Origin of the sequence: Nocardiopsis sp. JB363, assembly GCF_900143625.1 — a bacterium.
Classification (GTDB): Bacteria; Actinomycetota; Actinomycetes; order Streptosporangiales; family Streptosporangiaceae; genus Nocardiopsis.
In genome coordinates, this window is the sequence record NZ_FRFF01000019.1 from 69,770 (window position 1) to 95,928 (window position 26,159).

At 69.3% G+C, this 26,159-nt stretch carries 27 protein-coding genes, 1 tRNA gene and 1 riboswitch; of the genes, 21 read left to right on the plus strand and 7 right to left on the minus strand.

Going from position 1 to position 26,159, the window contains the following annotated elements:
• Positions 1–154: 154 nt before the first annotated feature.
• The 4 genes from BQ8420_RS03895 to mscL all read left to right on the plus strand — a co-directional run bounded on the left by BQ8420_RS03895 (position 155) and on the right by mscL (position 2,706).
• A complete protein-coding gene (locus BQ8420_RS03895; protein ID WP_087096420.1) occupies positions 155–817 on the plus strand; it encodes a 5-formyltetrahydrofolate cyclo-ligase in 663 nt (220 codons plus the stop codon).
• A 174-nt stretch (positions 818–991) separates the two neighbouring features.
• Entirely contained in the window at positions 992–1,366 is a 375-nt protein-coding gene (locus BQ8420_RS03900; RefSeq protein ID WP_087096421.1) for an FmdB family zinc ribbon protein, read from the plus strand.
• Between the two features lie 187 nt (positions 1,367–1,553).
• Complete coding sequence (locus BQ8420_RS03905) at positions 1,554–2,204, plus strand: SAF domain-containing protein (RefSeq protein WP_087096422.1); 651 nt, start codon at positions 1,554–1,556, stop codon at positions 2,202–2,204.
• Positions 2,205–2,289: 85 nt separating this feature from the next.
• Complete coding sequence (gene mscL, locus BQ8420_RS03910; RefSeq protein ID WP_087096472.1) at positions 2,290–2,706, plus strand: large conductance mechanosensitive channel protein MscL; 417 nt, start codon at positions 2,290–2,292, stop codon at positions 2,704–2,706.
• A 46-nt stretch (positions 2,707–2,752) separates the two neighbouring features.
• Here mscL and BQ8420_RS03915 read toward each other — a convergent pair whose 3' ends face one another.
• Positions 2,753–3,862, minus strand: a complete 1,110-nt coding sequence (locus BQ8420_RS03915) for a D-alanyl-D-alanine carboxypeptidase family protein (protein WP_087096423.1) — start codon at positions 3,860–3,862, stop codon at positions 2,753–2,755.
• 415 nt (positions 3,863–4,277) lie between these two features.
• Here BQ8420_RS03915 and BQ8420_RS03920 point away from each other — a divergent pair.
• Together BQ8420_RS03920 and BQ8420_RS32560 are read left to right on the plus strand one after the other, a co-directional pair.
• Positions 4,278–4,350, plus strand: a tRNA-Arg gene (locus BQ8420_RS03920).
• A 310-nt stretch (positions 4,351–4,660) separates the two neighbouring features.
• Positions 4,661–4,876, plus strand: coding sequence for a calcium-binding protein (locus BQ8420_RS32560; protein ID WP_087096473.1), 216 nt, complete (start codon positions 4,661–4,663; stop codon positions 4,874–4,876).
• Between the two features lie 41 nt (positions 4,877–4,917).
• Here the strand turns inward: BQ8420_RS32560 and BQ8420_RS03930 are convergent, their stop codons facing one another.
• Both BQ8420_RS03930 and BQ8420_RS03935 read right to left on the minus strand, forming a co-directional pair.
• The gene (locus BQ8420_RS03930; protein WP_087096424.1) at positions 4,918–6,156 is read right to left on the minus strand and encodes a phosphatidylserine/phosphatidylglycerophosphate/cardiolipin synthase family protein; all 1,239 of its coding nucleotides are present in this window, start codon (positions 6,154–6,156) and stop codon (positions 4,918–4,920) included.
• Positions 6,157–6,400: 244 nt separating this feature from the next.
• Positions 6,401–6,991 carry a class I SAM-dependent methyltransferase gene (locus BQ8420_RS03935; protein ID WP_087096474.1) on the minus strand — a complete coding sequence of 197 codons (591 nt, stop codon included), beginning with the start codon at positions 6,989–6,991 and terminating at the stop codon, positions 6,401–6,403.
• Between the two features lie 45 nt (positions 6,992–7,036).
• Between BQ8420_RS03935 and BQ8420_RS03940 the strand changes: the two genes are divergently transcribed.
• From BQ8420_RS03940 to BQ8420_RS03970, 7 genes are all read left to right on the plus strand, one after another.
• Positions 7,037–7,399, plus strand: a complete 363-nt coding sequence (locus BQ8420_RS03940; protein WP_087096475.1) for a MerR family transcriptional regulator — start codon at positions 7,037–7,039, stop codon at positions 7,397–7,399.
• A gap of 80 nt (positions 7,400–7,479) precedes the next feature.
• Complete coding sequence (locus BQ8420_RS03945; RefSeq protein ID WP_087096425.1) at positions 7,480–8,550, plus strand: STM4015 family protein; 1,071 nt, start codon at positions 7,480–7,482, stop codon at positions 8,548–8,550.
• Positions 8,547–9,710, plus strand: a complete 1,164-nt coding sequence (locus BQ8420_RS03950) for an STM4014 family protein (RefSeq protein ID WP_087096426.1) — start codon at positions 8,547–8,549, stop codon at positions 9,708–9,710. The genes BQ8420_RS03945 and BQ8420_RS03950 overlap by 4 nt, the downstream gene beginning before the upstream one ends.
• Positions 9,711–9,754: 44 nt before the next feature.
• The gene (locus BQ8420_RS03955; RefSeq protein WP_087096476.1) at positions 9,755–10,600 is read left to right on the plus strand and encodes an STM4013/SEN3800 family hydrolase; all 846 of its coding nucleotides are present in this window, start codon (positions 9,755–9,757) and stop codon (positions 10,598–10,600) included.
• A gap of 11 nt (positions 10,601–10,611) precedes the next feature.
• Complete coding sequence (locus tag BQ8420_RS03960) at positions 10,612–11,946, plus strand: STM4012 family radical SAM protein (protein ID WP_087096427.1); 1,335 nt, start codon at positions 10,612–10,614, stop codon at positions 11,944–11,946.
• A gap of 43 nt (positions 11,947–11,989) precedes the next feature.
• The gene (locus BQ8420_RS03965) at positions 11,990–12,883 is read left to right on the plus strand and encodes an STM4011 family radical SAM protein (RefSeq protein ID WP_087096477.1); all 894 of its coding nucleotides are present in this window, start codon (positions 11,990–11,992) and stop codon (positions 12,881–12,883) included.
• Between the two features lie 67 nt (positions 12,884–12,950).
• Complete coding sequence (locus BQ8420_RS03970) at positions 12,951–13,757, plus strand: HAD family hydrolase (RefSeq protein ID WP_200815779.1); 807 nt, start codon at positions 12,951–12,953, stop codon at positions 13,755–13,757.
• 54 nt (positions 13,758–13,811) lie between these two features.
• Here BQ8420_RS03970 and BQ8420_RS03975 read toward each other — a convergent pair whose 3' ends face one another.
• The gene (locus BQ8420_RS03975) at positions 13,812–14,126 is read right to left on the minus strand and encodes a multidrug efflux SMR transporter (RefSeq protein ID WP_087096429.1); all 315 of its coding nucleotides are present in this window, start codon (positions 14,124–14,126) and stop codon (positions 13,812–13,814) included.
• 32 nt (positions 14,127–14,158) lie between these two features.
• Positions 14,159–14,226, minus strand: a riboswitch (guanidine-III (ykkC-III) riboswitch).
• Positions 14,227–14,525: 299 nt separating this feature from the next.
• Here BQ8420_RS03975 and BQ8420_RS03980 point away from each other — a divergent pair.
• The 7 genes from BQ8420_RS03980 to BQ8420_RS04010 all read left to right on the plus strand — a co-directional run bounded on the left by BQ8420_RS03980 (position 14,526) and on the right by BQ8420_RS04010 (position 21,475).
• Positions 14,526–14,933, plus strand: a complete 408-nt coding sequence (locus tag BQ8420_RS03980) for a DUF485 domain-containing protein (protein ID WP_087096430.1) — start codon at positions 14,526–14,528, stop codon at positions 14,931–14,933.
• Positions 14,930–16,627 carry a cation acetate symporter gene (locus BQ8420_RS03985; RefSeq protein WP_087096431.1) on the plus strand — a complete coding sequence of 566 codons (1,698 nt, stop codon included), beginning with the start codon at positions 14,930–14,932 and terminating at the stop codon, positions 16,625–16,627. The genes BQ8420_RS03980 and BQ8420_RS03985 overlap by 4 nt, the downstream gene beginning before the upstream one ends.
• Positions 16,628–16,894: 267 nt before the next feature.
• A complete protein-coding gene (locus BQ8420_RS03990) occupies positions 16,895–17,908 on the plus strand; it encodes a sensor histidine kinase (protein ID WP_087096432.1) in 1,014 nt (337 codons plus the stop codon).
• A complete protein-coding gene (locus BQ8420_RS03995) occupies positions 17,908–18,696 on the plus strand; it encodes a LytTR family DNA-binding domain-containing protein (protein ID WP_087096433.1) in 789 nt (262 codons plus the stop codon). The genes BQ8420_RS03990 and BQ8420_RS03995 overlap by 1 nt, the downstream gene beginning before the upstream one ends.
• Complete coding sequence (locus BQ8420_RS04000; RefSeq protein WP_087096434.1) at positions 18,697–19,104, plus strand: hypothetical protein; 408 nt, start codon at positions 18,697–18,699, stop codon at positions 19,102–19,104.
• Positions 19,101–20,756 (plus strand): cation acetate symporter, encoded by a 1,656-nt coding sequence (locus BQ8420_RS04005; protein WP_087096435.1) that lies wholly within the window; start codon positions 19,101–19,103, stop codon positions 20,754–20,756. Before BQ8420_RS04000 ends, BQ8420_RS04005 begins: the two co-directional genes overlap by 4 nt.
• A 77-nt stretch (positions 20,757–20,833) precedes the next feature.
• Complete coding sequence (locus tag BQ8420_RS04010) at positions 20,834–21,475, plus strand: hypothetical protein (protein ID WP_087096436.1); 642 nt, start codon at positions 20,834–20,836, stop codon at positions 21,473–21,475.
• 3 nt (positions 21,476–21,478) lie between these two features.
• Here BQ8420_RS04010 and BQ8420_RS04015 read toward each other — a convergent pair whose 3' ends face one another.
• Positions 21,479–22,252: a DUF4239 domain-containing protein gene (locus BQ8420_RS04015; RefSeq protein WP_087096437.1), complete on the minus strand. Its 774-nt coding sequence runs from the start codon at positions 22,250–22,252 to the stop codon at positions 21,479–21,481.
• A gap of 202 nt (positions 22,253–22,454) precedes the next feature.
• Between BQ8420_RS04015 and BQ8420_RS04020 the strand changes: the two genes are divergently transcribed.
• Positions 22,455–22,997: a hypothetical protein gene (locus BQ8420_RS04020; protein ID WP_235005907.1), complete on the plus strand. Its 543-nt coding sequence runs from the start codon at positions 22,455–22,457 to the stop codon at positions 22,995–22,997.
• Between the two features lie 93 nt (positions 22,998–23,090).
• Here BQ8420_RS04020 and BQ8420_RS04025 read toward each other — a convergent pair whose 3' ends face one another.
• Both BQ8420_RS04025 and BQ8420_RS04030 read right to left on the minus strand, forming a co-directional pair.
• Positions 23,091–24,887: a phosphoenolpyruvate carboxykinase (GTP) gene (locus BQ8420_RS04025; protein WP_200815785.1), complete on the minus strand. Its 1,797-nt coding sequence runs from the start codon at positions 24,885–24,887 to the stop codon at positions 23,091–23,093.
• Between the two features lie 354 nt (positions 24,888–25,241).
• Positions 25,242–26,144 (minus strand): universal stress protein, encoded by a 903-nt coding sequence (locus tag BQ8420_RS04030; RefSeq protein WP_087096439.1) that lies wholly within the window; start codon positions 26,142–26,144, stop codon positions 25,242–25,244.
• Positions 26,145–26,159 lie beyond the last annotated feature (15 nt).

Below are 26,159 nucleotides of genomic sequence, written 5' to 3' on the forward strand. Positions count from 1 at the left end.
AGCGAGCCGTTCTCGGGTTGGGTCGACGGAGGCGGCGACGAGAAGTCCCCACCCTTTCGGATGAAGGCGGAGAAAACGCCACCCGGAGTTCACCCGGACGGGCCGTACGGGCACTCGAAGGCGCGTGCGAGCGGGCGGTGCCACACTGAGTCGCATGGGTGATCCGAACAACCACGACCGGGCCGACAAGCGCGCACTGCGCGAGCGCGTTCTCGCCGAACGTCGGACCCGGATGCCGCGGGAGCGCGACCGGGTGGGGTCGGTGGTCCGCGACACCCTGATGGGGCTGCCCTGGCTGGCCATGGGCGGCACCGTGGCCTGTTACCACTCGGTCGGCGGCGAACCCGACACGCGCAGGCTCGTGCACGCGCTGTGGAAGCGCGGCACGTACGTCCTACTACCGATCTTCCTACCGGACGGCACCCTGGACTGGGCGTCCTTCGACGGCCCCGACTCCCTCGCCCCGGCCGGGCACGGGCTGGTGGAACCCACCGGGCACCGCTACGGCCCCGAGGTCCTGGGCCGCGCGGACGCGGTGATCTGCCCGGCTCTGGCGGTGGACCGTCACGGCGTACGCATGGGGCGCGGGGCGGGCTGTTACGACCGCGCCCTGGCGCACAAGGGACCGCACTCCCCGGCCATCGCACTGGTCCACGACGAGGAGTTCGTCGCGGAATTGCCCTCCGAGCCCCATGACCGTCCCGTGGACGGGGTGGTCACCCCGAGCGGAGGTCTGCACGTGTTCGATCCGGGCTCCCCGGTCTGGCCCACCGGGGGCCGAGATCGGAGCTCGGGCCGAGGTCGGACCCGGGATTAAGCGGTCCGCCCGGGACGTTGTCGCTTGCGGTCGTGTCGCCCGGCGATCGAGAAGTGCGATGCCCCTTCCCGCAGGTGAACGCCCCGGAACGAGGGGCGGTCGCGGCCGTGGTCGGCGAACGCGTACTATTTAGCAGTCAACGGGTGAGAGTGCCAGCAAGGAGGACCCGGAACAGTGCCTACGTATCAGTACGCGTGCACCGAGTGCGACGCTCAGATGGAGGTCGTGCAGAGCTTCAGCGACGACTCGCTGACGGTATGCCCCGAGTGCGAGGGACGCCTGCGCAAGGTGTACTCGGCCGTGGGGATCGTCTTCAAGGGCTCCGGTTTCTACCGCACCGACAGCAACACGAGCAGCTCCAACAGCTCGACCAAGGCCGGCTCGGGCTCCGCCGAGGGCAAGGACGCCAAGTCCTCCGACTCCAGCGGGTCCGGAGACTCCGCCAAGTCCGGTGACTCCGCCACCAAGAGCGCCTCCTCCGGCGGCGACTCCTCGAACGGTGGCAAGAGCGCAGGCAGCACCACCACCGCGAGCAGCAGCACGAGCTGAGCCCCCCTTTTTCCGTTGACCTGTCCGCGCCGCCGGGATCCTCCGGCGGCGCTTTCGCGTGCGTGAGACCCGTCGAAGTGTCAGGGGTCGGGGCCTCCCGACTGCTCGGCGTCATGTGGACGATCGCTGGGAATCCACCCTGTGGACAACCGTTCCGACCCCCTTCCGCCGTTCTAGCGTTGAAGGCATGACCACCACCCCCTACCGCCACCGGCGTGGGCTCCTCCGTCTTCTGGACCGGTACCGCCGCGCCGTGGCAGCCCTTCTGACGGCTCTCGCGGCGATCGCCGCCGTCATGGTCCTGCGACCCCCTCCCGAACCCGCCACGGAGGTCCTGGTCGCCACCCGCGACCTGGACGCCTCCGGGCCGATGACCGAGGCCGACCTCACCGGCCGGACCGTGCCGGATCGACTGCTCCCCGAGGGCGCCCTCTCCCCCGACGACCCACCCACCGGACTCGTGCCGAACGCACCCCTGCGCGCGGGCGAGGTGCTGACCGACGCCCGTCTGGGTGAGCCGCCCGCCGCTCCCTATGGTCCCGACATGGTGGCGGTGCCGGTCCGGGTCTCCGACCCCGGAGCGGTGGCCCTGCTCTCCCCCGGCAGCAGGGTCGACGTATTGGCCGCCGGCGCCATGGACGACCTCGGCGGCCCGCCCGCCCGCGCGGGGCCGGCGATCGAGGTCGTCGGCGACCGCCCGGTGCTCGGTGTGCCGGCGGAGGACGGCGCCACCGGTGAGGGCGGTGCGCTGATCCTCATCGCGGCCACCGCCGAGGAGGCTCGCGCACTGGCGGGTCACGCGACCGTTTCACGACTGTCCGTCACCATCCGCGGTTGACCCATGACCAGAGCTGGTGAAAGCTATGCGAGGCGCCCACCTGCGGCGTCTTCCGAACATCTCCGAACACGTAGGGCAGTACCCCATGGAAGGCTTCAAGAAGTTCCTGCTCCAGGGAAACCTGGTGCAGTTGGCCGTCGCGGTCGTCATCGGCTCCGTCTTCGCCAGTCTCATCACCGCGTTCACCGAGGGATTCATCACCCCGCTGCTCGGCATCTTCGGGGGCGTGCCCACCTTCGGCGACCTCTACTTCGAGATCAACGAGAGCCGGTTCCTCTACGGCTCCTTCATCGACTCCCTGATCTCGTTCCTGATCACCGCGGCGATCCTGTACTTCCTCGTGGTGCTGCCGCTCGGCAAGCTCATGGAGAAGTTCATCAAGGCGGAGGAAGCCACCACCCGCGAGTGCCCGCACTGCTTCTCCGAAATCGACAAGAAGGCCAGTAAGTGCGCCCACTGCACCAGTGAGGTCACCCCGGAGATCGCGGTGAACCCCGCATAAGCGTGAGGGCGGCCCCGCGGGGCCGCCCTCCGGGTTCACGGGCCGATCAGCCCTCGTACTCCCAGTGCCAGGGTTCGAAGGGGCTGGACTTGGCCCACGCCGGGTGGACCCAGCCGTGCGCCCCCCCGTTGGTCTCCATCCAGTTCCACTTCTCGGAACGGAAGTTCTGGATACCGCAGCCCAGGTCGATCGCCTGTCCCAGACCGTGGTTGCTCGTGCCCGGGACCGCGGCGAAACCGGGCGCCACCTCCCCGTACACGCGGTGTTGGTTGGGCAGGTCGCGGTAGGAGCTGGTGATGCAGATGTTCTCGCCGTACTGCTCGACGTGCTCCATGTTGAGTTCGAGGAAGGCCTTCGCGGCGTCCGCTCTCAGGAAGTGCCCTTCGTACATCTCGCACAGGGAATCCTGTGGCAGCAGCCCGTTGGGGTAGCCGTCCGCCTTGGAACCCGCCGAGGCGTCACAGTCCGCCGCGGCCATGAAGGTGTCGGGGTCCAGACCGCGTGATTCCAGCTCGTCGGTGAGCGCGTTGGTGCTCTCCTCGGACTGGGCACGCAGGTCGTCCACCCGAGCGGCGAGTTCCGCCTGCTCCAGCTGGGTGAAGGTCTGTAGCTCCTGGGCCTCGCTCGCCAACCCGACCTGCTCCTCACGCAGGTCCGTGGCGTCCTGGATGAGCGCCTGATTGTCCTCGGACAGCTTGGCGGCGTAGGACTGGGTCTGGAGATCCTCGTCGAGGTCACCGGTGGCGAGGATGCCGAGCAGTCCGGCGTCGGGCTGCTGGTACATGGTGCTGGCGAGCTGGGCGAGTGGTTCGCGCATCTCACCGAGGTCGACCTCGATCTGCTGGAGGTCGTGGAGCGTCCCGACCAGGTCCTCCTGGGCCGATTCCATGGCCTCCTGCCGCTCGACGTACTCGTCGGTGGCGTCTTCCAGCTCCTGGGTCGCGTCCTCGGCGTTGCCCCGAAGATCCTCAAGGCTGGCCTCGGCGGAAGCGGGCGCCAATGCGGCGTGCGGCAATGGGACGACGAGCAGCGCGGTGACCAGCACGAGCGTCAGCGCCTGCGTCATCCGGACCCGCTGCGACGGGCTCAGGGCGGCCAGCGCCCCGCCACGCGACATGCGGAACCTGCGCCGCGCCGAATCAGAAGTGAACGGCACGAATGATCCTCCGGCTGCTTTTCCTCGAACATCTACTCGTGGCCGCATGGCAACGTACTACATGTCCACATACGGACACACTGGACAGTTCCATACGGCGGCCACTGCCACGGGCGTCGAGTCGTTCCCCTTCGGGGCGTCCCACTCGACCCCCGGCTGAAGGCCTGGTCATCGGGTCACCGATAGATGTCACGTCCATCAACCCACAGTGACCGTAACGCTCAAGGCGTCATAATCACGACACGCGACATGAACAACATCACACCGTCACCAGGACAACCAATCGTAGGTCAGCGTACTCTGCCGCGCACACAGCGTGCCCCCGCAGTACTGTCGGAACATCAATCGGCATCCCATGCACGCCCATCCTGAGTTAGTCTTGACCCCGCGGCGGGGTAACCTCCGCCAAAACCAAGGCTCCGTAGCTCAGGGGATAGAGCACCGCTCTCCTAAAGCGGGTGCCGCAGGTTCGAATCCTGCCGGGGCCGCAGTACACAGCGTGGGCGCCACCCCTTCATCGGGGAGGGCGCCCACTCTCTTTTACCGCTCCACGACTTCCCCCACCGACGGCAAAGTCCCCACAAGTGTTGCGGATCGCACATTCGACACCGATCCGGCCCGAATCACGACCTTCCGGATGTATCCGCTCCACGAAGGCCCCCACCGTGGGAGATCCCTGGACGGAGTTCGCCGTCCACGTCGTGTCGGGGCGGACTTCCCGGGGCCTCGCCCCCGATCATGGAGACCCGGCCGACCAGGCCGGACGTGCATGATCCGGGGCGAACGGGGGTGAGCCGGGTGGCGAACGAGGAAGACGGGACCGGACGCGACACCGAGCGGGAGAACGGTCGGACACGAGGGCGGCAGCGAGGTGGATCGCCCTCGGCGATCGCGTCGGCCCTCAGCAGGGACCCTCACCCGGGGCCGCAGCACTGGGGCGGGCCGCGCCCCCGCCGCGCGGACCCCGATACGTTCTTCCCTCGCAGGTTCCCCAGGCCCGCCCCCGAGGACTGACCCGGCGGAAGACCCGACGCGCCCGCGGCCCGGGCACACCCTCAGAGGAAGCTACGCCACGGGGCCAGGACGATCTCGCTGAACTTGGCCATGACGGGGCGGCCGCGCCACTCCTCCTCGGTCAGCTCACGGGCGTTGGTGAGGTCGGTGTCGAAGACCCGCTCCAGGTGCTCGGCCACACCCTCGTCGAAGAGCTCCACGTTGATCTCGTAGTTGCCGATGAGGCTGAGCCGGTCCACGTTGGCGGTGCCGATGGTGCTCCACCGGCCGTCCACCGTGGCGGTCTTGGCGTGCACCATCGTGCCCTGGTAGAGCCACAGCCGCACCCCTCCGCGGAGCAGCTCGGAGTAGCGACCGCGCGCCAGCCAGTCCGCGACGACGTGGTTGGAGTTCTCCGGGACGAGGACGTTGACGTCCACCCCCCGGCCGGCGGCCCCGATGAGCGCGTTGGTGAGCTCTTGGTCGGGGATGAAGTACGCCTGGGTGAAGAGCACCCTGTCCTTGGCGCGGTCCAGCGCCTCCAGTAACATCGCCCGAATCGGGTAGATGAGCTGTTCGGGAATGTTGCGGTGGACACGGATGCGGGGGTCCCACTCGGTCGCGCCCAACCCGTCCAGTTCGGGCTCGTTCGCGGCCTTGTTGCTGTTCCAGAAGTCGACGAAGGCGTTCTCCAGCTCCCACACCACCGGGCCGGCCACCCGTAGGTGGGTGTCGCGCCACTCCATCGCGTAGGTGGAGCCGACGTTGAACCCGCCGACGAAACCGACCTCGCCGTCGACGCTGAGGATCTTGCGGTGGTCCCGGCCGGACTTGCGCACGTCCAGGAGCAGCATCCCGAGCCGGAACACCGGGTAGCGCAGGACCCGTACCGAGGATGGGAACTCGAAGAACCGACGGGGCACCACCAGGTTCGCGAAACCGTCGTAGACGACGTACACCTCGACACCGCGTTCGGCCGCCTCGATCAGAGCGTCCTTGAATTCTCGGCCGACGGCGTCGGACTTGATGATGAAGGACTCGAAGAGGACGCGACGGCGGGCACCGCGGATGGCCCCGAGCATGTCCTCGAACAGGTCGGCGCCATAGGTGTAGACGGTGGTGGTGTTGCCCCCGATCGGCAGGGACGTGGGTTCGGTACGGGGAAAGTTCACCCGGTGCGGGCGCACCTTCTTTCGCCAGTGGTCGATCCCGATGAGGGTCGCCACCACGGCGATCTGAGTGGCGAGGAGCCCCAAGAGCCCTCGCCGAACCCAGGTCATGACGGTAGAACGTCTCAGCATACGGTCGCCTCCCGGAACAGGCCGTCTGCCGCGGGCCGCCCCTGGGGTGCGGCCCGGCACAGTTTGTGGTCCAACCGTATCCGGCCGTGCACGGTAAGCCTCGAACGAACCGTTTCCCCGGGCCGGGTCGGTCCCCTTCGAGACGGTGCTCCCAGAAGTCACAAAGCTCACTGTGAGCAGCCATGGCCCCGCTCTCACACCGGTTCCCGGGGTCCTCCCGCCACAGCGCCGCCACCGGATCGACTCAGTCCGCCCTGGACGCCACCACGTGCTCGACCAGGCCGAACACGGTCCGCCCGTGTTCCAGGACCGTGAACCCCACCTCCTGGGCGATCGCCCTGGGCAGGCGCCTCGGGTTCGCCTTCCGTTCCTCCCGTTTCCGGCCGGGCCACCGCGTGTACTCGATATGGTCGACGAGCAGGAGCAGTCCGCCGGGGCGCAGCACCCGCCGCATCTGTTCCAGGGCCCGGCGTTGGTCGGGGATGACGCAGAACGCCAGGGCACAGACCACCGTGTCGAAGTCGGAGTCGGCGAACCCCAGGTCCTGGGCATCGTCCTCCCTCAGGTCCACTTGCAGGCCCGACCGGGTGGCCCGTTCACGGGCGCGGGCGAGCATCTCCGGGCTGAGGTCGACCCCGCTGAGTTCCACCCCACCGGGGTAGTACGGCAGGTTGTGGCCGCTACCGACCGCCACCTCCAGCACCCGGCCACGCGCCCGTGCGCACAGCCGTTCCCTGGTCCTTCCGACGAGGAGACGCTGGAGCCGCTCCCCGCGGTCGTACGTGTTCGCGGCGCGGTCCCAGTCACCGCGCACCCGCCTGGTCCGTTCGTCCATGTCGGCCTCCTTGACATCGGGACCAGTCTGGAACTTCATGTGGACATGAGGTCAAGTGAGAAGGAACGCGGAGAGCTTTCCATCGGCGATCTGGCGGCCGAGTACGGGTTGGCCCCGCACGTGCTTCGGCACTGGGAAGAGGTCGGTGTGCTGATCCCCGCCCGGCGCCAGGGCGGGCGGCGACGCTACACCGAGGAGCATCGATGCCGTGTCGAGGTGGTGCTCAGGGCCCAGCGCGCCGGGATGAGCCTGGCCCGGATCCGCGAGGTCCTGGACAACCCGGACCCGGCGGAGCGGCGGGCGATCCTGACCGCGCACCTGGCGGACCTGGAGGAGCGCATGACCCTGCTGTGCGAGGCCCGGGAAATCGTCGAGCAGGAGATGGTCTGCCGGCACGAACAGCCCTGATCCGGCGAGAGTGTCCTCTGGCGCTGCTAGAAATAGCGCATCCCCTGGCAGCGGCCCTGGACCCGAGAGAAGGAACGCGCATGAACGGCGAACACCTCACCGAGTACGCGGGACTACCCGTGGTGGACTTCCTGTCGGAGGGCGTCGAGAAGGACTACCTGCGCGCGGCTTCCCACCAGGCCCGTAGGAACGGCGAGGAGGCACCGACGTCCGTTCCTCAACGGGAGCGAATGGACAAGGCCATGGCCGCCCCCGGTGACGTGGCCTGGCGACTGCGCGTCGGTGAGGACGGCGAGGAGCTCGCCGATTATCTGACCCGGTTCGTCCGCGACGTGGACACCACCCGGATCGTCGCCCTGGTCATCGGTGACTGGGGGTTGTACGACGACCCCGAGGTCTCCTCCGTCGGGGTGCGGGACGCCCTCATCGAACACGCCGCCGCCTTCCCCGCGCTGCGCTCGCTGTTCTTCGGTGACCTCACGTACGAGGAGGCCGAGATCTCCTGGATCCAGCAGGACGATCTGGCGCCGCTCGTGGCCGCCTACCCTCGGCTGGCGGAACTGACGGTCCGTGGCACGGGCGACGGCGGCGGCTTCCCGGACGCGAGCACGCTGGCCTTGCGGGTGCCCGAGCACACCGGTCTGCGCTCCCTGACGCTCCAGAGCGGTGGCCTGCCAGGAAGCCTCGTACGCCAGGTCCTCTCCTGCGGACTACCGAATCTGGAGCACCTGGAGCTGTGGCTGGGCATCGACCAGTACGGCGGTGACGCCACCCCCGAGGACTTCGCCCCGTTGCTGTCCGGCGACGTCTTCCCGCGCCTGCGTCACCTGGGTCTGCGCAACGCCCAGGACACCGGCCTGTGGCTGCGCGCCCTGGTCGAGGCGCCCGTGCTCGCCCGTCTGACCACCGTGGACCTCTCCGAGGGTTCGCTGCGCGGCCGGGACGTGGACCACCTGCTCGCCTCGGTCCCCGCTCTGGCCCATCTGGAGAGCCTGGACCTGCATCACCACTACCTGTCGGAGGAGGACACGGAGCGGGTGCGCGCCGCGTTCGCGGCGGCAGGCCTGGAGGTGGACCTCTCCGAGCGCGAGGTGCCCGACAGCGACGACCCCGACGACGAGTACGCCTACTACCCCTCCGTCACCGAGTGAGCGTTCCCCTGGCCGGTCGGCCACTGGTCGTGGTGTGCGTGCCCGGTAACCGGCGCCGCACACTGTTCGCGGAGGCCGCGCGGGAGGCGGGGTGGCCCGAGCCGATGGTGCTGCCCTGGCACGAGCTGGCCGACCCGGCCGCGTCGCCGTCGCTGCCTCCCGGCGCGGTGGTGCGGGTGGACTCACCGGGCGAGGACGTCACCACGGCCCGTCTACTGCGCGGATGGGCGACGGACCCCGACCTGTACCGGGCGGAGGGCACCGCCGACCAGCACCGTGGGTTCGTCCGCGCCCTGGACCGCCTGTCCGCCCTGGTGGTCGCCACCCCCGGCACGCACCTGGTGCAGGACCCGGCCGATCTGGTCGACATGTGCGACAAGCGCCGCGCCCACGCGCGTCTGGCGGCGGCCGAGGTACCGGTGGCGGACGCTCTGCCGGATCCGGTCACCGGCTACACGTCCCTGCGCGAGCGCATGGACGAGCACCGCCTGCGCCGGGTGTTCGTCAAACCCGCGCACGGTTCCTCCGCCTCCGGGGTGATCGCTCTGGCCACCGGAGGGGCGGGCAGGATCAAGGCGGTCACCTCCGCCGACCTCACCCGGGCGGAGGACGGGTCGGTGATGCTGTTCAACTCGCTGCGACCGCGCACCTACACCACCGAGGCGGAGGTGGCGGCCGTCGTGGACGCTTTGGCCCCGGACGGCCTGCACGTGGAACGTTGGCTGCCCAAAGCCGGCTTCGACGGACGTGTGGTGGATCTGCGGGTACTGGTGGTCGCCGGCCGCGCCACCCACGTCGTGGTGCGTTCCTCACGCTCCCCGCTGACCAACCTGCACCTGGGCAACGCCCGTGGCGACGTGGACACGCTCCGGGAGAGCATGGGACCGCACTCGTGGCGGGAAGCCATGCTCACCGCGGAGGCGGCGGCCGGGGTCTTCGGTTCGACCCTGCACGCCGGGGTGGACCTGATGCTCTCCCCGGGGTGGCGCCGTTTCACGATCTGCGAGGTGAACGCCTTCGGCGATCTGCTCCCGCGGGTCCTGCACGAGGGCCGGAGCACGCACACCGAACAGTTGCACGCGCTCGCGACCGGCCGGTTCCCGTTGCCCTCCCCTCACTCCGACCCGTCACCCTCGACACCCACCTTGGAACACCGTTGAACACCAGTACGCCCGGGTCCACCCGGCCGGGGGCCACCCCGGACATGAACACCGTGGTGGGCACGCACGACCTCCTCCTGCTCACCCTGGACACGCTGCGGTACGACGTGGCGGTCGAACTCGCCGCCGCCGGGCGCACGCCCCATCTGGCCCGGTTGCTGCCCGAGGGCGGCTGGGAGGAACGGCACGCGCCGGCGAGCTTCACCTACGCCTCCCACCTGGCGATGCTCGCCGGGTTCCTGCCCACACCCGCCGCGCCGGGACCGCACCCGCGTCTGTTCGCGGCGTCGTTCCCCGGCAGTGTGTCCACCGCCCCCGGCACGTGGACCTTCGAGACCGCCGATCTGGCCTCCGGGCTGGCGGCCGAGGGCTATCACACCGCCTGTGTAGGCGGCACGGGTTTCTTCAATCGCCGGTCGGCGCTGGGGTCGGTGCTGCCGGACCTGTTCGCCGAGAGCCACTGGGAGGAGTCGTTCGGGGTCACCGATCCCCGTTCCTTCGAGAACCAGGTCGAACGCGCCGTGCGGATCAGCCGGAGCGTCCCCGCCGAACGTCCCCTGTTCCTGTTGTTGAACGTGGCCGCCCTGCATCAGCCCAACTGGTTCCACCGACCCGGAGCGACCCGGGAGGACGGGGACACCCGTTCCAGCCACGCGGCCGCCCTGGAGTACGTGGACCGGCACCTACCGCCGCTCCTGGCGGCGATGGCCGCCCGACGCCCCTGTTTCGCGATCGTGTGCTCCGACCACGGCACCGCCTACGGCGAGGACGGTCACACCGGTCACCGGATCGGCCACGAGGTCGTGTGGACCGTCCCCTACACTCACGCGGTCCTGCCGCACGGCTACCGTTCCGAGGTCCCCGAAAGCTCCGAGGAGGCAGCGGCGTGAGTATCGTCCCCATGACCGAAGCGGTGCGCGCGGACTCCCCGTACCGCTCGTACGTGTACGCCTACCCGCACAAGACCGCCTACCGTCCCTTCGATGATCGGCCCAGGTTGAGCGACCTGTGGCGGGGCGAGGACGTGAGCGCGCTGTCGTTGTACGCCCACATCCCGTTCTGCGAGATGCGGTGCGGGTTCTGCAACCTGTTGACCCGTTCCACTCCGCCGGCCGAGCAGGTCACCGCCTTCCTCGACGCCTTGGAACGGCAGGCCGAGGTGGTCGCCTCCTGCCTGCCCGAGGGCGCGTCGTTCGCCCGCGCGGCCCTGGGCGGCGGCACCCCCACCTACCTGACCGACGAGGAACTCGTCCGCGTCTACGACCTGCTCGAACGCACCCTCGGTGTGGACCTGACCTCGATCCCCACCTCTGTGGAGACCTCGCCCGCCACCGCCACCCCGGACCGGTTGAGGGTGTTGGACGAGCGCGGCGCCACCCGGATCAGCATGGGCGTACAGAGCTTCATCGACAGTGAGGCGCACGCCGCCGGACGGCCACAGAAGCGCACGGAGGTGGACCGCGCCCTGGCCGACATCCGGGCGTGCACCGACGCCGACCTCAACGTCGACCTCATCTACGGGATCGAGCGGCAGACCCCGGACACCTGGCGGTACTCGCTGGACACGGCGCTGTCGTGGCGGCCGGAGGAGGTCTACCTCTACCCGTTGTACGTGCGGCCGTTGACCGGGCTGGGCCGCCGTGCCCGGGAGTGGGACGACCACCGCCTGTCCCTGTACCGACAGGGCCGCGACCACCTGCGTGATCACGGCTACGAGCAGGTGTCCATGCGTATGTTCCGGCGGGCGGACGCCACCGAGGCGGCCGGCCCCGACTACTGCTGCCAGACCGACGGCATGGTGGGTCTGGGTTGCGGGGCGCGTTCGTACACCTGCGGCACCCACTACTCGTTCGACTACGCGGTGGGGGTGGGGAAGGTGCGGTCGATCATCGAGGACTACGTGGGTCGCGACGCCGAGGACTTCGCCCGCGCCGAGGTGGGGTTCCACCTGGACGGGGAGGAACGTCGGCGCCGCCACGTCCTCCAGTCGCTGCTGAGGGTGGAGGGACTGGACGCGCGGGCCTACACCGAACGGTTCGGCGCCCACCCCGTGACGGACCTCGCCGAGGAGTTCGGCGCACTGGCCGCGCGCGGGTGGTTGGTCTCCGGGGAGGACTCCGTCGACGCGACGACGATCCGGCTCACCGAAGAGGGTCTGGCCCATTCCGACGCGATCGGCCCGGACCTGTTCTCGGTTCGGGTGAACCGGCTCATGGCCGAGTACGAGGCGGGGTGAACCCGTGCCGTCCGTCTCTCCCGTACCGCTTCCGGACCCGACCGTGGGTCCGCCCGCGCGCACTCCCCTGCCCGCTCACCTGACCCTGCTCTACCGGGGCCCGTTGGCCAGCTGCGACTACGACTGTCCGTACTGTCCGTTCGCCAAGCGCCGGGACTCCCCCGACACGTTGCGGGCGGACCGGGCCGCTCTGGAGCGTTTCACCGACTGGGTGGCCGAGCGGGCCGAAGCCGACCCCGGCACCCGGGTCTCGGTGCTGTTCACCCCTTGGGGCGAGGGCCTGGTCCGTTCCTGGTACCGGCGGGCGATCGTCCGGCTCAGCCGGCTGCCGCACGTGGATCGGGTGGCGATCCAGACCAACGTGAGCGGGCGGGTGGGCTGGCTCGCCGACTGCGACCTCGCCTCGGCCGCGCTGTGGACCACCTACCATCCCGGTGAGGTCTCCCACGAACGGTTCCTGGCCAAGGCGCGCGAGCTCCTCGACCTCGGCGTGCGGTTCAGCGTCGGCGTGGTGGGACTGCCCGAGCACCTGGCGGCGGCCGAGCTCATGCGCGCCGCCCTGCCCGAGGAGGTGTACCTGTGGGTGAACGCGGCCGAGGGTCTCTCCTACACCGACGCCGAAGCGGCGACGTGGCAGCGGATCGACCCGCACTTCCACTACAGCCGGCTGCCCCACCCCAGTCGTGATCTTCCCTGTCGTACCGGTGACAGTGTGCTGTCCGTGGAGGGGGACGGGAACGTACGGCGTTGCCACTTCGTGGATCGTTCCCTGGGCAACCTGTACGACGGGTCCTTCCGTGACCGGCTCGGGCCCTCGGGGTGCCCGCTGACCACCTGCGACTGCCACATCGGGTACGTCCACCTGGAGTCCCTGGACCTGTACGAGGTGTTCCGGGGCGGGGTGATCGAGCGAATCCCGGATCTCCGTGGTTCCTGACACATCCGGGTGAGAAGTAGCGACAAACCCTTCGAAACCGTCACCGGGGACGGCCATAATTCGCCCCATGGTCCTTCCCCGTGTCATCGCCACCGACCTCGACGGCACCCTCCTGGGCCGATCGGGTGAGGTCTCCGAACGCAACCGCAGGGCACTGAACGACGCCGTCGACGCCGGGGTACGGGTGGTCATCGTGACCGCCCGACCACCCCGTACCACCGCGGCCATCGCCGACCTGTTCGACTGCGCCGCCGTGGTCTGCGGAAACGGCGCCCACACCCAGAGACCCGACCGCGATCCGCTCGTCAGGGCGATCGACCGCGACACCTCCGGAACCCTCGTGGACAAGCTTCGAGGCGCTCTGCCCGGGGTCGGGTTCGCGGTGGAGACCGGCGTCGGCTTCTACCACGACGCCGACTACCGGCTGGAATCCTGGATGCTCCCCGAGTGGGTGAGCGGGGTTCTGGACGACACCGACTCCTTGTTGGCCGCGGCGAACCCCGTCACCAAACTCCTCGCCCGGTCCACCGCTATGCCCGTGCACCTGATGCACGACGCGGCGCGCGATTCCGTCGGCCCCCTGGCGGAGGTGACCTACTCCGGTTCGGCCGGGTTGGTGGAGGTGAGCGCGCCCGGCGTGAACAAGGGGAGCACGCTGGCGCTGCTGTGCGAGGAGTGGGGGGTGTCCCGCGACGAGGTCGTGGCCTTCGGCGACATGCCCAACGACCGGTCCTCGCTCACCTGGGCGGGTTCCGGGTACGCGATGGAGAGCGGCCACCAGGAATTGCTCGACCCGGAGCTGGGGCTGTTGGTGGCCCCGCCCAGCCACGAGGACGGCGTGGGGCGCGTGGTGGAGCGACTGCTGCAGGGTTGAGGAACCCCCGGCGGAGAGCTTGAAATTCGCCCTCTCCGCCGGGGCCGCGGTGGGTCAGCTCAGCACCTTGAGGCCGACGACGCCGCCGACGATGGCGATGAGGCACAGCGCCTTGGGCACGTTGAAGCCCTCCCCGAGGAAGAAGGCACCGATGAGTGCGGTGCCGACCACGCCGACGGACACCCACACCGCGTACCCGGTGCCCAACGGGATGGTGCGCAGCGCGTAGGCCAGACCGGCCATGCTCAACACCAGCGTGACCACGAAGGTCACCGACGGCCACAAGCGGGAGAAACCCTGCGAGGCGTTGAGCGCCGCCGCCCACGCGGTCTCCAGCAGACCGGAGATCACCAGAACGAACCAGGCCATGACCTGTTACCTCCACGAACGTAGGGAACACATAGGCGCCGTCTTGTCATGACCGGGTACGGCGCACCTCGTCCGGAGTCCACAGGTTCTCGAACGGTACAACGACCGGGCGCGGGAGGGTCTTCCGGGGGTGCGCGGAGGGGTCGCTCACCACCGGAAAGCGCATCCCATCGACTCTGGACACGACCATCCGGCGACCGTTCGTCGTGAATGGAGACCGTTCATCGCACGGTGGGCGACCGCTCGACGCTTCACCCCCGCGTTCGGCGCGCGCCAGGGCGCGCCCTCTGCTCAATTCGGGGTGTCGCTCCTTACAGTTCCGAGTAATACAGGTCACACCAATGAAGATGTGTCCTGACCAGCGCCACCGTCCCACCCATCCCCCGGAGGTACCGCACCATGGCAACCGACAGGCCCACCCAGGATCCAACGCCCCCACCGGAGCACGGGGGCGCGGACGAGCCCATCAAGGATTCCGCCTACGTGACCATGCACGCGGATCCCCGTTTCATCGACCTGAAGCACCGGCTGTACCGCTTCATCTTCCCGATGAGCATCGCCTTCATGGCGTGGTACCTGCTCTACGTGCTGATGACGGCCTTCGGCCGCGATGTGATGGGCATCGACCTGTTCGGCGGCGTCAACGTCGCGCTGATCTTCGGGATCCTCCAGTTCGTCTCGACCTTCGGCATCGCGATCCTCTACACGATGTACGCGAACCGGAACTTCGACTCGCGCGCCGCGGAGCTGCGCGCCGAGCTCCAGAACGGCGCCAACGCCGACAATGACCAGGAGGCGGGCCGATGATCCTCGCACAGGAAGCGGCCATGAGTGACAGCAGCCGTCTCGTCACCCTGGTCCTCTTCGGCCTGATGGTCGCGGCCACGATCGGCATCACGATCTGGGCCAGCCGCAACACCCGTTCGGCCACCGACTTCCACTCCGGCGGTCGCGGTTTCTCGCCGTTGCAGAACGGCCTCGCGATCGGCAGTGACTACATGTCCGCCGCGTCGTTCCTGGGCATCGCCGGCATGATCGCCCTGTTCGGCTACGACGGCTTCCTCTACTCCATCGGCTTCCTGGTCGCGTGGTTGGTGGCCCTGCTGCTGGTCGCCGAGTTGCTGCGCAACTCCGGCCGCTACACGATGGGCGACGTCCTCTCCTACCGCATGCAGCAGCGCCCGGTACGGACGGCCGCGGCGGTCTCGACCGTCGTCGTGTCGATCTTCTACCTGCTGGCGCAGATGGTCGGCGCGGGCGCCCTGATCGCCCTGCTCCTGGGCATCCAGGAGGGTCAGACCTTCCTGGGCATGGACGCGCCGACCGCGAAGATCGTCGGCATCGTCGTCATCGGCCTGCTGATGACCATCTACGTGGCCTTCGGTGGCATGAAGGGCACCACCTGGGTGCAGATCGTCAAGGCCGTCATCCTGATGGCCGGCGCCGCGCTGCTCACGATCCTGACCCTGTCGCTGTACGGCTTCAACCTCGGCGCGCTGATGACCGACGCCGCCAACGCCAGCCAGGCGGCGGCGGACGGTAACGCGGCCGGCTTCCTGGAGCCCGGTCTGCGCTACGGCGTCGAGGTCGCGGGCGACTCGGTCCAGACCATGTGGAACAAGCTGGACCTGATCAGCCTCGGTCTGGCGCTGGTCCTGGGCACCGCGGGTCTGCCGCACATCCTCATCCGCTTCTACACCGTTCCCGACTCGCAGAGCGCACGCAAGTCCGTCAACTGGGGCATCGGCCTCATCGGCAGCTTCTACGTGATGACCCTGGTGTTGGGCTTCGGCGCCGCCGCCCTGGTCGGACACGAGGCCATCACCGCCCAGGACCCGGCCGGCAACACGGCCGCACCGCAGCTGGCCTCGGTGGTGGGTGAGCGCATCGGCGGTGAGATGGCCGGTGCGATCCTGCTGGCGCTCATCGCGTCGGCCGCGTTCGCGGCGATCCTGTCGACCGTCGCCGGCCTGGTCATCGCCTCGTCGTCCTCACTGGCGCACGACTTCTACAACTCGGTCATCCGCAAGGGCAAGGCGAGCGGCACCGAAGAGGTCAGGGTCGCCCGGTTCGCGGCCATCGGCGTCGGTGTGGTGGCGATCGTCCTGGCGATCTTCGCGCAGAACCTCAACGTGGCCTTCCTGGTCTCGCTGGCGTTCGCGATGGCGGCCTCCGCCAACCTGCCGACCCTGCTGCTGAGCCTGTTCTGGAAGCGCTTCAACACCTCCGGGGCCCTCGCCGGTATCTACGGTGGTCTGATCAGCGCCGTTGGTCTGGTGTTCTTCTCCCCGGTGGTGTCCGGTTCGGAGACCGCGCTCATGCCGAACGTGGACTTCGCCTGGTTCCCGCTGCCCAACCCGGCCCTGGTGTCGGTGCCGATCAGCCTCCTGTGCGCCGTCGTCGGCACGTACATGTCCAAGGAGCAGGACTTCGACAAGTTCGCGATGCTCCAGGTCCGCGCCCTCACCGGTGCGGGCGCCGAGAAGGCCGGCAGCCACTAGTAGGCCTCTCCCCTGGCCCCCAGCCGCTTACGGGGGCCGCGCACGGAACGTGGACATCTCCCGTCCCCGCACCGTGCGTCCCGGCCCGTCACCCCTCCTCCCGGGGGTGGCGGGCCCTTCCACATGGATTCGGAGAGGTGAACGGGTCGACGTGACCGTTGACACACTTTGCGGGGATAAGATCAGTGCGTGTCGTATCGGTGGCTGTCGTGGCTTCCCCCTTCCCGGCGCCCCCCGTCTTCGGATCGCCGGGCGAGCATCGAATTGATGCGCCAAGTCCACGCCCTGGGGGTCGATCTTCAGGATGGGTTGCACGGCCGCAACGTGGGCGCGGCCGCCAGACGGCTGCGTCGAATCCTCTCCGTGGAGGGTGTCCTGCTGGCCGACCTGGACGGGCCGGTCACCGCGAACGGGACCCGGCCGAGCCCCGAGGAGATCGACGGTGTCCTGTCCCAGGTCTTCGAGTACGGCGGAGGCGCTCGCACCCGTCTGGCGGACGGGACCTCGATCTGCGCGGTCCCGTTGCACGTGGCCGACGAACTCGCCGGCGCGTTGGTGGCCATCGGTGAACCGGTGGAATCCGACGTCGAGGCGGCCGCGGCGCTGGTCTCGGACAGTCTGGACCACGCGGCGCTGCGCCGGGCACGGTCACGGATCGCCGCCGCCGACCTGCGGACCCTGCGCGCCCAGATCTCCCCGCACTTCATGCACAACTCCCTCGCAGTGATCGCGGCCCTGGTCCGTACCGACCCAGACCGGGCCCGGGAGTTGCTGTCGGACTTCGCCGACTACCTGCGGTACGGATTCTCCGACAAGGGCGACTACGCGACGGTCTCCGACGAGTTGGAGGCCACACAGACCTACCTCGAACTACAGCGCGCCCGTTTCCACGACCGGTTGGACATCACCGTGCGCATGGCACCCGAGGTGCTGCCGGTGGCCCTCCCGTTCCTGGTAGTGCAGCCGATCGTGGAGAACGCGATCCGGCACGGGTTGGAGCGTAAGGAGGGACGTGGTCACATCAGCGTGTCCGGTTTCGGCGAAGGTCCGCTCTGCGTCATCGAGATCGAGGACGACGGTGTGGGCATGCACCCCGAACTGGCACGCGCTCTCCTGGCGGGTACCGGACCCGAGGCCCGCAGCGTCGGCCTGGCCAACGTCGACCAGCGGCTGCGAGCGGTCTACGGTCCGGAGTACGGTCTGGTGATCGAGACCGCACTGGGGGAGGGGACGAAGGTGACCGTGCGCGTACCGAGGTTCGCACCCGGGGTGGTGGTGTGATGAAGCCCGAGCTCCGTGTCCTGGTGGTGGAGGACGAGGCCTCCACCCGTCAGGAGATGGCCTCCCTCCTCGGTGACATGTCCGAGGTGTCGGAGGTCCTGGTGGCATCGAACGGGGCCTCGGCGGTACGACTGTTGGGTACGACCAGCATCGACGCCGCCTTCCTCGACATCCTCATGCCCGGGCTGGACGGCATGGACGTGGCCCGGGTGCTGAGCGTCATGTCGGAGCCGCCGTCGATCGTGTTCGTGACCGCGTCCGAGGCGCACGCCGTGGAGGCGTTCGGGATCGGTGCGGTGGACTACCTGCTCAAACCGATCCGTCCCGAGCGGCTGGCCGAGGCCGTGGGCCGGATCGCGCAGTTGCGCGACTCCAACGGCGTTTCCTCCCCCGCCGAGGACCTGCACGTGGTCCAGATCGACACCGGCCGGCGCACCGTGTTCGTCAAGCGCGACGACGTGCAGTTCGTGGAAGCCCAGGGGGACTACGTGCGGTTGCACACCTCCGACGGCACCCACCTGATCCGGCTGTCGCTGTCGTATCTGGAGGAGGTGTGGTCCTCGGCCGGGTTCCTCCGGGTGCACCGCGGCTTCCTCATCGCCATCCCGTGGGTCCGGGACCTGCGGGTGACCTCCTCCTCCGGTCTGGTGGCCGGGACCCCCGCCGGCGACGTGCCGGTGAGCCGCCGCCACGGTCGCCACCTGCGGGCGCAGCTTCTGGAAGCCGCCAAGCACGACCAGCTCGGCCGTTCGGCGGCCGGGCGCCCGGGCACGGCCAAGGAGCAGTAGTTGAGTCCACGTCGTGAGAAGCTCACCAGCCCACAGACCAGGATCGCGCTGGCCCGGGGCAACCGGCCGGTACAGCACCTGCAGCCGGTGCCCGAACCCGTGGACACCGAGGCGGCCCGCGCCCTGTTCCGAGCACAGCGACGCAACGCCGTGCGCACCGTGACGGTGCTGGGCGTACTGCTTTTCGGCCTGAGCGGCTCCTTCGCCCTGTTCCCGACGCTCGGGGACCTTCAGGTGATGGAAGTCCCGGTCTCCTGGCTGTTGCTCACCGTGGCGATCTACCCGTTGTTGTTCGGACTGGCGCTGTGGCACGTGCGGTCGGCCGAACGCCTGGAGGACCGGGCCGAGGCCGCGGTGCGGGACGAACCCGGAGACCGGCCGGCCCATCGCGTTGACGGGACCTCATGACCCTCGCGGTCCTGGCCATCGGCCTGGTGCTCGTCATGAGCCTGATCATCGGGATCTACGGGGTGCGGGCCGCGCGGTCCACCTCCGACTTCCTGGTGGCCTCGCGACGGGTCTCGCCCAACTGGAACGCCCTGGCGATCGCCGGTGAGTACCTGTCCGCCGCCTCCGTGCTCGGATTGGCCGGACTGGTGCTCAAGAACGGGCTGGGCACCATGTGGTACGCGGCGGGTTTCACCGCCGGGTACGTGGCCGTGGTCGCGCTGGTGGCCGGACCGATGAGGCGTTCGGGCGCCTTCACGGTGCCGGACTTCGCCGAGTACCGACTGGGCGCGCCTCGCCTGCGCAAACTCTGCGGCTGCGTGGTGCTGGTGATCATGCTGCTGTACCTGGTCCCCCAGTTCAAGGGGGCCGGGGTGGTGCTGAGCCTGGTCAGCGGGACCCCTTACTGGGTCGGGGTGGTGCTGGCCGGGCTGGTGGTGAGCGGCTCCATCGCGGCGGGCGGCATGCGTTCGGCCACCTACGTGCAGGCCTTCCACTACGTCGTCAAGTTGACGTTCCTGGCGGTGCCGGCGATTTACCTGGTGGTGCACGCCGGCGCCGATACCCGTGCCGAGGCGTTGCATCCCGAATGGGGTACGCACTTCCCCCAGACCACACCGGTGGAGTTCACCGTCGGCACCGACTTCACTTTGGACGAACCGGTCACCGTGGTCACCGCGGACGGCGAGGAGCTGGAACTGGCGGCGGGAGAGCACTCGGTGGCTCAGGGCACGGAATACGTGTTCCCGGAGGGCGCCACCATCCCGCACCCCGAGGGTCTGCCGGAGCTCGGCGGCGAGCGGTGGAGCACACCCCTGCTGGACGTGGGGGGTTACCCACTGTTCGAGACCTGGTCGACGCTGCTCGCCATCACTCTGGGCTGCATGGGCCTGCCGCACGTGATCATGCGCTTCCACACCAGCCCGACCGCGCGGATCGCCCGCAGGGTGGCCGTGGGCGTGATCGCGTTGTTGGGGTTGTTCTACCTGTTCCCCACCGTGTACGGGCTGTTGGGTCGTGTGCTCACCCCACAGCTGGTGATGTTGCAGGGCACCGACACCGTGACGGTGGTGCTGCCGGCCCAGGCGGTCCCGGGTTCGGTGGGGACCATCCTGACGGCGATGGTCGCCGCGGGTGCCTTCGGCGCGTTCCTGTCCACCTCCTCCGGGCTGCTGCTGGCCCTGGCCGGGGGGCTCTCGCACGACCTCTTCCAGGGCAGCGTGCCCCGCCTGCGGCTGGCCGTGGTGATCGGCGCCTGCGTGTCCGTCCTGTTGGCACTGCCCGCGCAGATGATCGACATCAACGCACTGGTGGTGTGGGCGTTCACCGTCGCCGCCTCCACCTTCTGCCCCTTGCTGGTGTTGGGGATCTGGTGGCGCCGGCTGACCCTGCCGGGCGCCGCCGCCGGACTGATCGTGGGCGGGTCGACCGCCACCGGCGCGGTGGGCTGGTCGATCCTGCTGCCCACGATCCCGGGTTGGGGGACCGTGCTGTTGGCCCAACCGGCGGCCTGGACGATCCCGCTGGCCTTCTTGACGATGGTGGTCGTCTCACGTTTCACCCGACCACCGGAGTGGGCCGAACACGCGGTCCTGCGCCTGCACTCCCCCTGACCACCCCGTTCGCGGGACGGGGCGGGACCCGGCGGAATATGATCACCCCGTGCCCAAGTCCAGTCACGAGGAGTAGTGTGTTCCGCCTGCCGCGTGCGCTTCCCTTCCTGTTCGCCGCCGGAGTCGTGCTGTGCTCCTGCGCGGCCGCCCAGGCCGACGAGTCGGGGGACGTCCGGCCCCCCGACGTGAGTGTCACGGCCGGGCCCCGGGACGTCCGTGTGGACGCTCCCGACACCTATGTGGAGTCCGCTCCGGAGCGGGTGGTCGTGTGCGTGGGTGAGGTGAGGGTCGTGATCGGTCCGGGCGGCTGCCCGGTGCCACCGCCCGCTTTCCTCCCCGAACCCGTGCCCGAACCGGGTCGCGTCTTCCCCGAGGTACTCGCTCCCTCTCCCGTTCCCGAAGCCGCGACCGCGCCGGCACCGGCAGGAGCCGTGGCCGCGCCACCGTCCGCACCGGAATCACCCGGTCCCGAGGGCCCCGGGCCCGAGACACCATCGGCGCCGGAACCCGCCGAACCCACCGATCCCTTCACGACGGTGGAGGCGGCCCTGGCGGTCGAGACCGTCCACTCCGAACCCCTCCTCGCCGCCGACCGACCCACGGCCGACGACACCGCGTCCGGGGTCTTCACCCCGATGCGCACCATGGTCATCATCGCCGTGGTGGGCGCCGTCGCCGCCTCCGGTGCCGGCCGCGCCGGTGCCACCCGGCGGGGGTAGGAGTCAGGGCGTGACGGTCATCGAGTCGACGCGTTCGAACGTGACCAGCGCCGCCGACAACCCCTCGGCGTCGGCCTTCAACGCCGACGCGTACGGATCACCGATGTAGAAGAGCAGCGCGATGGTGGCGAACACGAACAGCAGGTTGACGGCGGCCCACAGGTAGGCCACCCTGGCGCCGCGCTTGATCATCGCGAACGGCATCACCGCGACCACCGCACCGGACGCGGCGGTCAGTACCAGCAGCAGTGTCGGAATGCCGTCCCCGGCGGCGTCGGACCTGGCCACACGCGCGTCGCTGAGATTGCCGAGTTCCTGACGCGCGGTCAACCGGTCGAGCCCGTCGCCGGAGTCGGACGCCGAGAGCGTGCGCACCGACGTGGTCAGTTCGGCCATCGCCTCGTCCCCCTCGGCGCTGAGTTCCCCCTCGGCCACCATGCGCGGCCAATCGTCCTCCACCACGGTCGTCAAGTAGGCGCGAAGGTTCTCGCGCACCATGGCGGCCTCGCCCTCGGGCAGGGCGGTGGTGCTCCAGTACAGGGATTGCGCCGCGCCGGCCTCGGCGACGATCCCGTCCTCCGCGGTGGTGAAGTTCTCCCAGGCGATCACCGCGCCCATGGCGGCGGCCACGAGGTAGAGAGCCAGCACGCAGGGAGCGATGGTGGCGCCCAGGGCGCCACCGGAGAACTCATCGTCGACCTGGAGGCGTCGGGAGATCAGTACGGCGCCGGCGACCATGACGATCAGGAGGGCGGCGAGCAGCAGCAGGGTGGACAATCGGGGCTCCCAACAGGAGAAAGGGGTGTCAACGGATCATCGTTAACACGCCCCGATCGGCTCCACCGCCGGAACGGATGAACGCCCGCATTTGTCCCCGCCCCGGCCGCCGAGGCCTCGGCCCTTGGCCCCCCGACCTACCGGTTGGTACGTTCTCAGCACCACTCTCCGCCTCTCCCCAGCACCCTCGGAAGGACCAGCCGTGCCCACCCATCTCTCCCCCGGCGGAGCCTTGTCGCGGTTGACCGCGCTCGCCGCCGCGACCACCGTTTCGATCCTCCTCGTCCCCTCCGCCGCGGTCGCCGAGGACGACCGCGCGCAGGGTTCCTCCGTGGAGGTCATCATCACCGATGAGGGTTTCTACGAGGTCGGTGAGGACGTGGAGAGCCTGGAGGCCTTCCTGGACGAGAACCCCGAGTACACCGACGCCGTGGAGAATCCCGACGAGGTCGGCGCCTTGGCCGCCGGCTCGGCCGCCCTCACCCACGGGACCCTCCGTGTCCGGACCACCGACTGCACCACCGCGAGGGTGAGCTACTCGAAGGTCTCGGGCAGCCGGATCACCGTGGAGCTGCGCGTCGGCCAGATCGGTCGCCTGGAACGCAAGGGCGGCCCCCGGGTGATCTCCACGGGTCAGTCCGCGTCCTTCAGCACCGGTATCGCCTCGATCGGCAACGTCCAGGGGCGCATGCACGTCTCGGAGCAGAGCACGACGTTCCGCACCGACTACGTCTCCTGTAGCTGACCCACGACGAAGGGGCGCGGGCACCGTCGTGCCCGCGCCCCTCACCGTCGGTCGACTCCCGATACGCGGAAAGGGAGGGGGCGACCTGGATGGCTACTGGTCCAGGCGGTTCAGCAGCGCGTGGTACTCGTCCCAGAGCTCGCTCGGGAGGTTGTCGCCGAAGGTCTTGAAGAACTCGGGGACCAGCGCGGCCTCCTGCTTCCAGACGTCGGTGTCGACGTCGAGGACGAACCTCATGTCCTCGTCGGACAGGTCCAGCCCCTCGGTGTCGATGCCGTCGGCGGTCGGCACGTGGCCGATCGGGGTCTCCACCGCGTCGGCCTCCCCCTCCAGGCGCTCGACGATCCACTTGATGACGCGGCCGTTCTCACCGAAGCCCGGCCAGACGATCTTGCCGTCGGCGTTCTTCTTGAACCAGTTGACGTAGAAGATCTTCGGCAGCTTGGTCTGGTCGGCGCCGGCGCCGATCTTCAGCCAGTGGGCGAAGTAGTCGCCCATGTTGTAACCGCAGAACGGCAGCATCGCGAACGGGTCGCGGCGCAGTTCACCGACGGAGCCCTCCTGGGCGGCGGTCTTCTCGGAGGAGACGTTGGCGCCGAGGTAGACGCCGTGCTGCCAGCTGAGGGACTCGCTCACCAGCGGCACTGCGGTGGCGCGGCGGCCACCGAACAGGATGGCCGAGATCGGCACGCCCGCGGGGTCCTCCCACTCGTCGGCGATCGTCGGGGCCTGCCCGGCCGGGGTGGTGAAGCGGGAGTTCGGGTGGGCGGCGGGCTCACCGGACTCGGGGGTCCAGGGACGGCCCTTCCAGTCGGTCAGGTGGGCCGGGGGCTCCTCGGTGAGGCCCTCCCACCACACGTCGCCGTCCTCGGTGAGAGCGACGTTGGTGAAGATGCTGTTGCCCCACAGCGTCTCGACCGCGTTGGCGTTGGTCTTGGCACCGGTGCCGGGCGCGACACCGAAGAAGCCGGCTTCGGGGTTGATGGCGCGCAGTCGTCCGTCGGCGCCGAAGCGCATCCAGGCGATGTCGTCGCCGACGGTCTCGACCTTCCAGCCGGGGATGGTCGGCTGGAGCATGGCGAGGTTGGTCTTGCCGCAGGCGCTCGGGAAGGCGGCGGCGACGTAGTGGGACGCGCCCTGCGGCGAGGTGACCTTGAGGATCAACATGTGCTCGGCGAGCCAGCCCTGGTCGCGGGCCATGACCGAGGCGATGCGCAGCGCGTAGCACTTCTTGCCGAGCAGGGCGTTGCCGCCGTAGCCGGAGCCGTAGGACCAGATCTCACGGGCCTCGGGGAAGTGCGAGATGTACTTGGTGGAGTTGCAGGGCCAGGCGACGTCCTGCTGTCCGGGCTCCAGCGGAGCGCCGACGGAGTGGATCGCCTTGACGAACTCGCCGCGCTCCTCGATGAGGCGCAGGGCGGCGGAGCCCATCCGGGCCATGATCCGCATGGAGACGACGACGTAAGGGGAGTCGGTGATCTCGACACCGAGTTGGGAGATGTCACCGCCGAGGGGACCCATGCAGAAGGGCACCACGTACATGGTGCGCCCGCGCATGGCGCCCTTGAAGACCTCGTCGAAGGTCGCGCGCATCTCGTCCGGGGCGATCCAGTTGTTGGTGGGGCCCGCGTCCTCTTCACGCTCGGAGCAGATGAAGGTGCGGTCCTCTACTCGGGCGACATCGCTCGGGTCGGACTTGCAGTGGAAGCTGTTGGGACGTTTCTCCGCGTTGAGCCGGGTGAACGTGCCCTGCGCGACCAGCAGGTCGGTCAGGCGGGTCCACTCTTCCTCGGATCCGTCACACCACACGACCTCGTCGGGCCGGGTCAGCTCCGCGACGTCGCGAACCCAGGAGATGAGTTCTTCGTTGTCGGTCGGGGCGGCGCCCACGTCAATACCCACGTCAGCAGTCACAACGGCTCCTCTTCGAATGACGAGATCTCTCGAATGATGAACGACGAGGAGCAGAACTGACCAATTGGTCTAGGCCAGTGGTCTAAAACTGTGGACACAGCGCACCCGATTCCGCTGCACAGCAAGGGGTTCGGGTGGTCGACCACGGTGCGCGCACCCGTGCTCGGCGCACCCACTCCGGCACTGTTCGGGCCGCTTTTCCCTGCGCTGCGGGCGAGTTCCGCACCGAAAACGACACGTGGTGCTGTTCGTCACACCATGGCCGGGGGCCACCGGAGAAGACCCATTAGACCTGTGCGGGCCGATCCGCCGACACCCTGCGGCTTCGCCTCAGCGCAGGATGGCCACCGGGCCTCGGGCACCGTGCAGGACAGAGTGGCTCACCGATCCCAGCAGCAGGCCGCGGAACCCTCCGCGCCCGCGCGACCCCACCACGATCAGGTCGGCCGGGGTGGCCTCCTCCAACAGGGCGACCACCGGGTGCGCTCGCACCACCCGCGTGTGCACCCGGACGTCGGGCCGCACCAACCGCAGATCCATCAGTTCGTCGTCCAGGGCCTGCCGGGCGGCCTCCGCCGCCGTGGCGTCGTCGAACAGTTCCGGCGGGATCGGCCCGGTCGCCGCGGCGAACGCCACCAGCGGCTGCCAGGCGCTGACCGCCACCAGGTCGGTGTCGGCGAACCTCGCCTGGTCGAAGGCGAACGCCAACGCCCGCCGGCTGGGCTCGGAACCGTCCACCCCCACGATCACCCTGCTGCGCACCCCGTGCGCGGCGGCGTGGTCCCGGGGCAGCACTATCACCGGCACCGGTGAGCGAGCGGCCAGTTCGATACCCACCGACCCCACGAACGCCGCGGCGATCCCGCTCAGACCGCGCGACCCCACGACGACCGCGGCCACCCCGGGCCCGTGGGACTCCGTGACCAGGGCCTGGGCGGGTCGGTCGAACGACATCCGGGTGCGGACGGACAGTTCGGGGAACAGCCGGGACACCCAGTCCTGAGCGTGGTCGAGCAGGCTCCGCGCCCCCACGCCCTCGGCCTTCCCGGCCTGCTCCTCGACGCTCGACCACACGTCGAAACCGTCCGTGGCCAGCGGGCGCGCGGCGGCGACGATCAACACGCCCAGATCCCGGATCATGGCCTGGTACGCCGACCACTCCAACGCGTGCCTGCTGGAGTCACTGCCGTCCACCCCCACGACGATCCATCGTGTCGTGGTAGCGCCGTTCATCTGCGTGCGCCCTTT

Excerpts from the sequence above, each read along its gene's own strand:
- BQ8420_RS03895 (WP_087096420.1), top strand. The coding sequence starts at position 155 with ATGGGTGATCCGAACAACCACGACCGGGCCGACAAGCGCGCACTGCGC.
- BQ8420_RS03905 (WP_087096422.1), top strand. The coding sequence starts at position 1,554 with ATGACCACCACCCCCTACCGCCACCGGCGTGGGCTCCTCCGTCTTCTG.
- mscL (WP_087096472.1), top strand. The coding sequence starts at position 2,290 with ATGGAAGGCTTCAAGAAGTTCCTGCTCCAGGGAAACCTGGTGCAGTTG.
- BQ8420_RS03930 (WP_087096424.1), bottom strand. The coding sequence starts at position 6,156 with ATGCTGAGACGTTCTACCGTCATGACCTGGGTTCGGCGAGGGCTCTTG.
- BQ8420_RS03935 (WP_087096474.1), bottom strand. The coding sequence starts at position 6,991 with ATGGACGAACGGACCAGGCGGGTGCGCGGTGACTGGGACCGCGCCGCG.
- BQ8420_RS03940 (WP_087096475.1), top strand. The coding sequence starts at position 7,037 with ATGAGGTCAAGTGAGAAGGAACGCGGAGAGCTTTCCATCGGCGATCTG.
- BQ8420_RS03945 (WP_087096425.1), top strand. The coding sequence starts at position 7,480 with ATGAACGGCGAACACCTCACCGAGTACGCGGGACTACCCGTGGTGGAC.
- BQ8420_RS03955 (WP_087096476.1), top strand. The coding sequence starts at position 9,755 with ATGAACACCGTGGTGGGCACGCACGACCTCCTCCTGCTCACCCTGGAC.
- BQ8420_RS03960 (WP_087096427.1), top strand. The coding sequence starts at position 10,612 with ATGACCGAAGCGGTGCGCGCGGACTCCCCGTACCGCTCGTACGTGTAC.
- BQ8420_RS03970 (WP_200815779.1), top strand. The coding sequence starts at position 12,951 with ATGGTCCTTCCCCGTGTCATCGCCACCGACCTCGACGGCACCCTCCTG.
- BQ8420_RS03975 (WP_087096429.1), bottom strand. The coding sequence starts at position 14,126 with ATGGCCTGGTTCGTTCTGGTGATCTCCGGTCTGCTGGAGACCGCGTGG.
- BQ8420_RS03980 (WP_087096430.1), top strand. The coding sequence starts at position 14,526 with ATGGCAACCGACAGGCCCACCCAGGATCCAACGCCCCCACCGGAGCAC.
- BQ8420_RS03985 (WP_087096431.1), top strand. The coding sequence starts at position 14,930 with ATGATCCTCGCACAGGAAGCGGCCATGAGTGACAGCAGCCGTCTCGTC.
- BQ8420_RS03990 (WP_087096432.1), top strand. The coding sequence starts at position 16,895 with ATGCGCCAAGTCCACGCCCTGGGGGTCGATCTTCAGGATGGGTTGCAC.
- BQ8420_RS03995 (WP_087096433.1), top strand. The coding sequence starts at position 17,908 with ATGAAGCCCGAGCTCCGTGTCCTGGTGGTGGAGGACGAGGCCTCCACC.
- BQ8420_RS04005 (WP_087096435.1), top strand. The coding sequence starts at position 19,101 with ATGACCCTCGCGGTCCTGGCCATCGGCCTGGTGCTCGTCATGAGCCTG.
- BQ8420_RS04030 (WP_087096439.1), bottom strand. The coding sequence starts at position 26,144 with ATGAACGGCGCTACCACGACACGATGGATCGTCGTGGGGGTGGACGGC.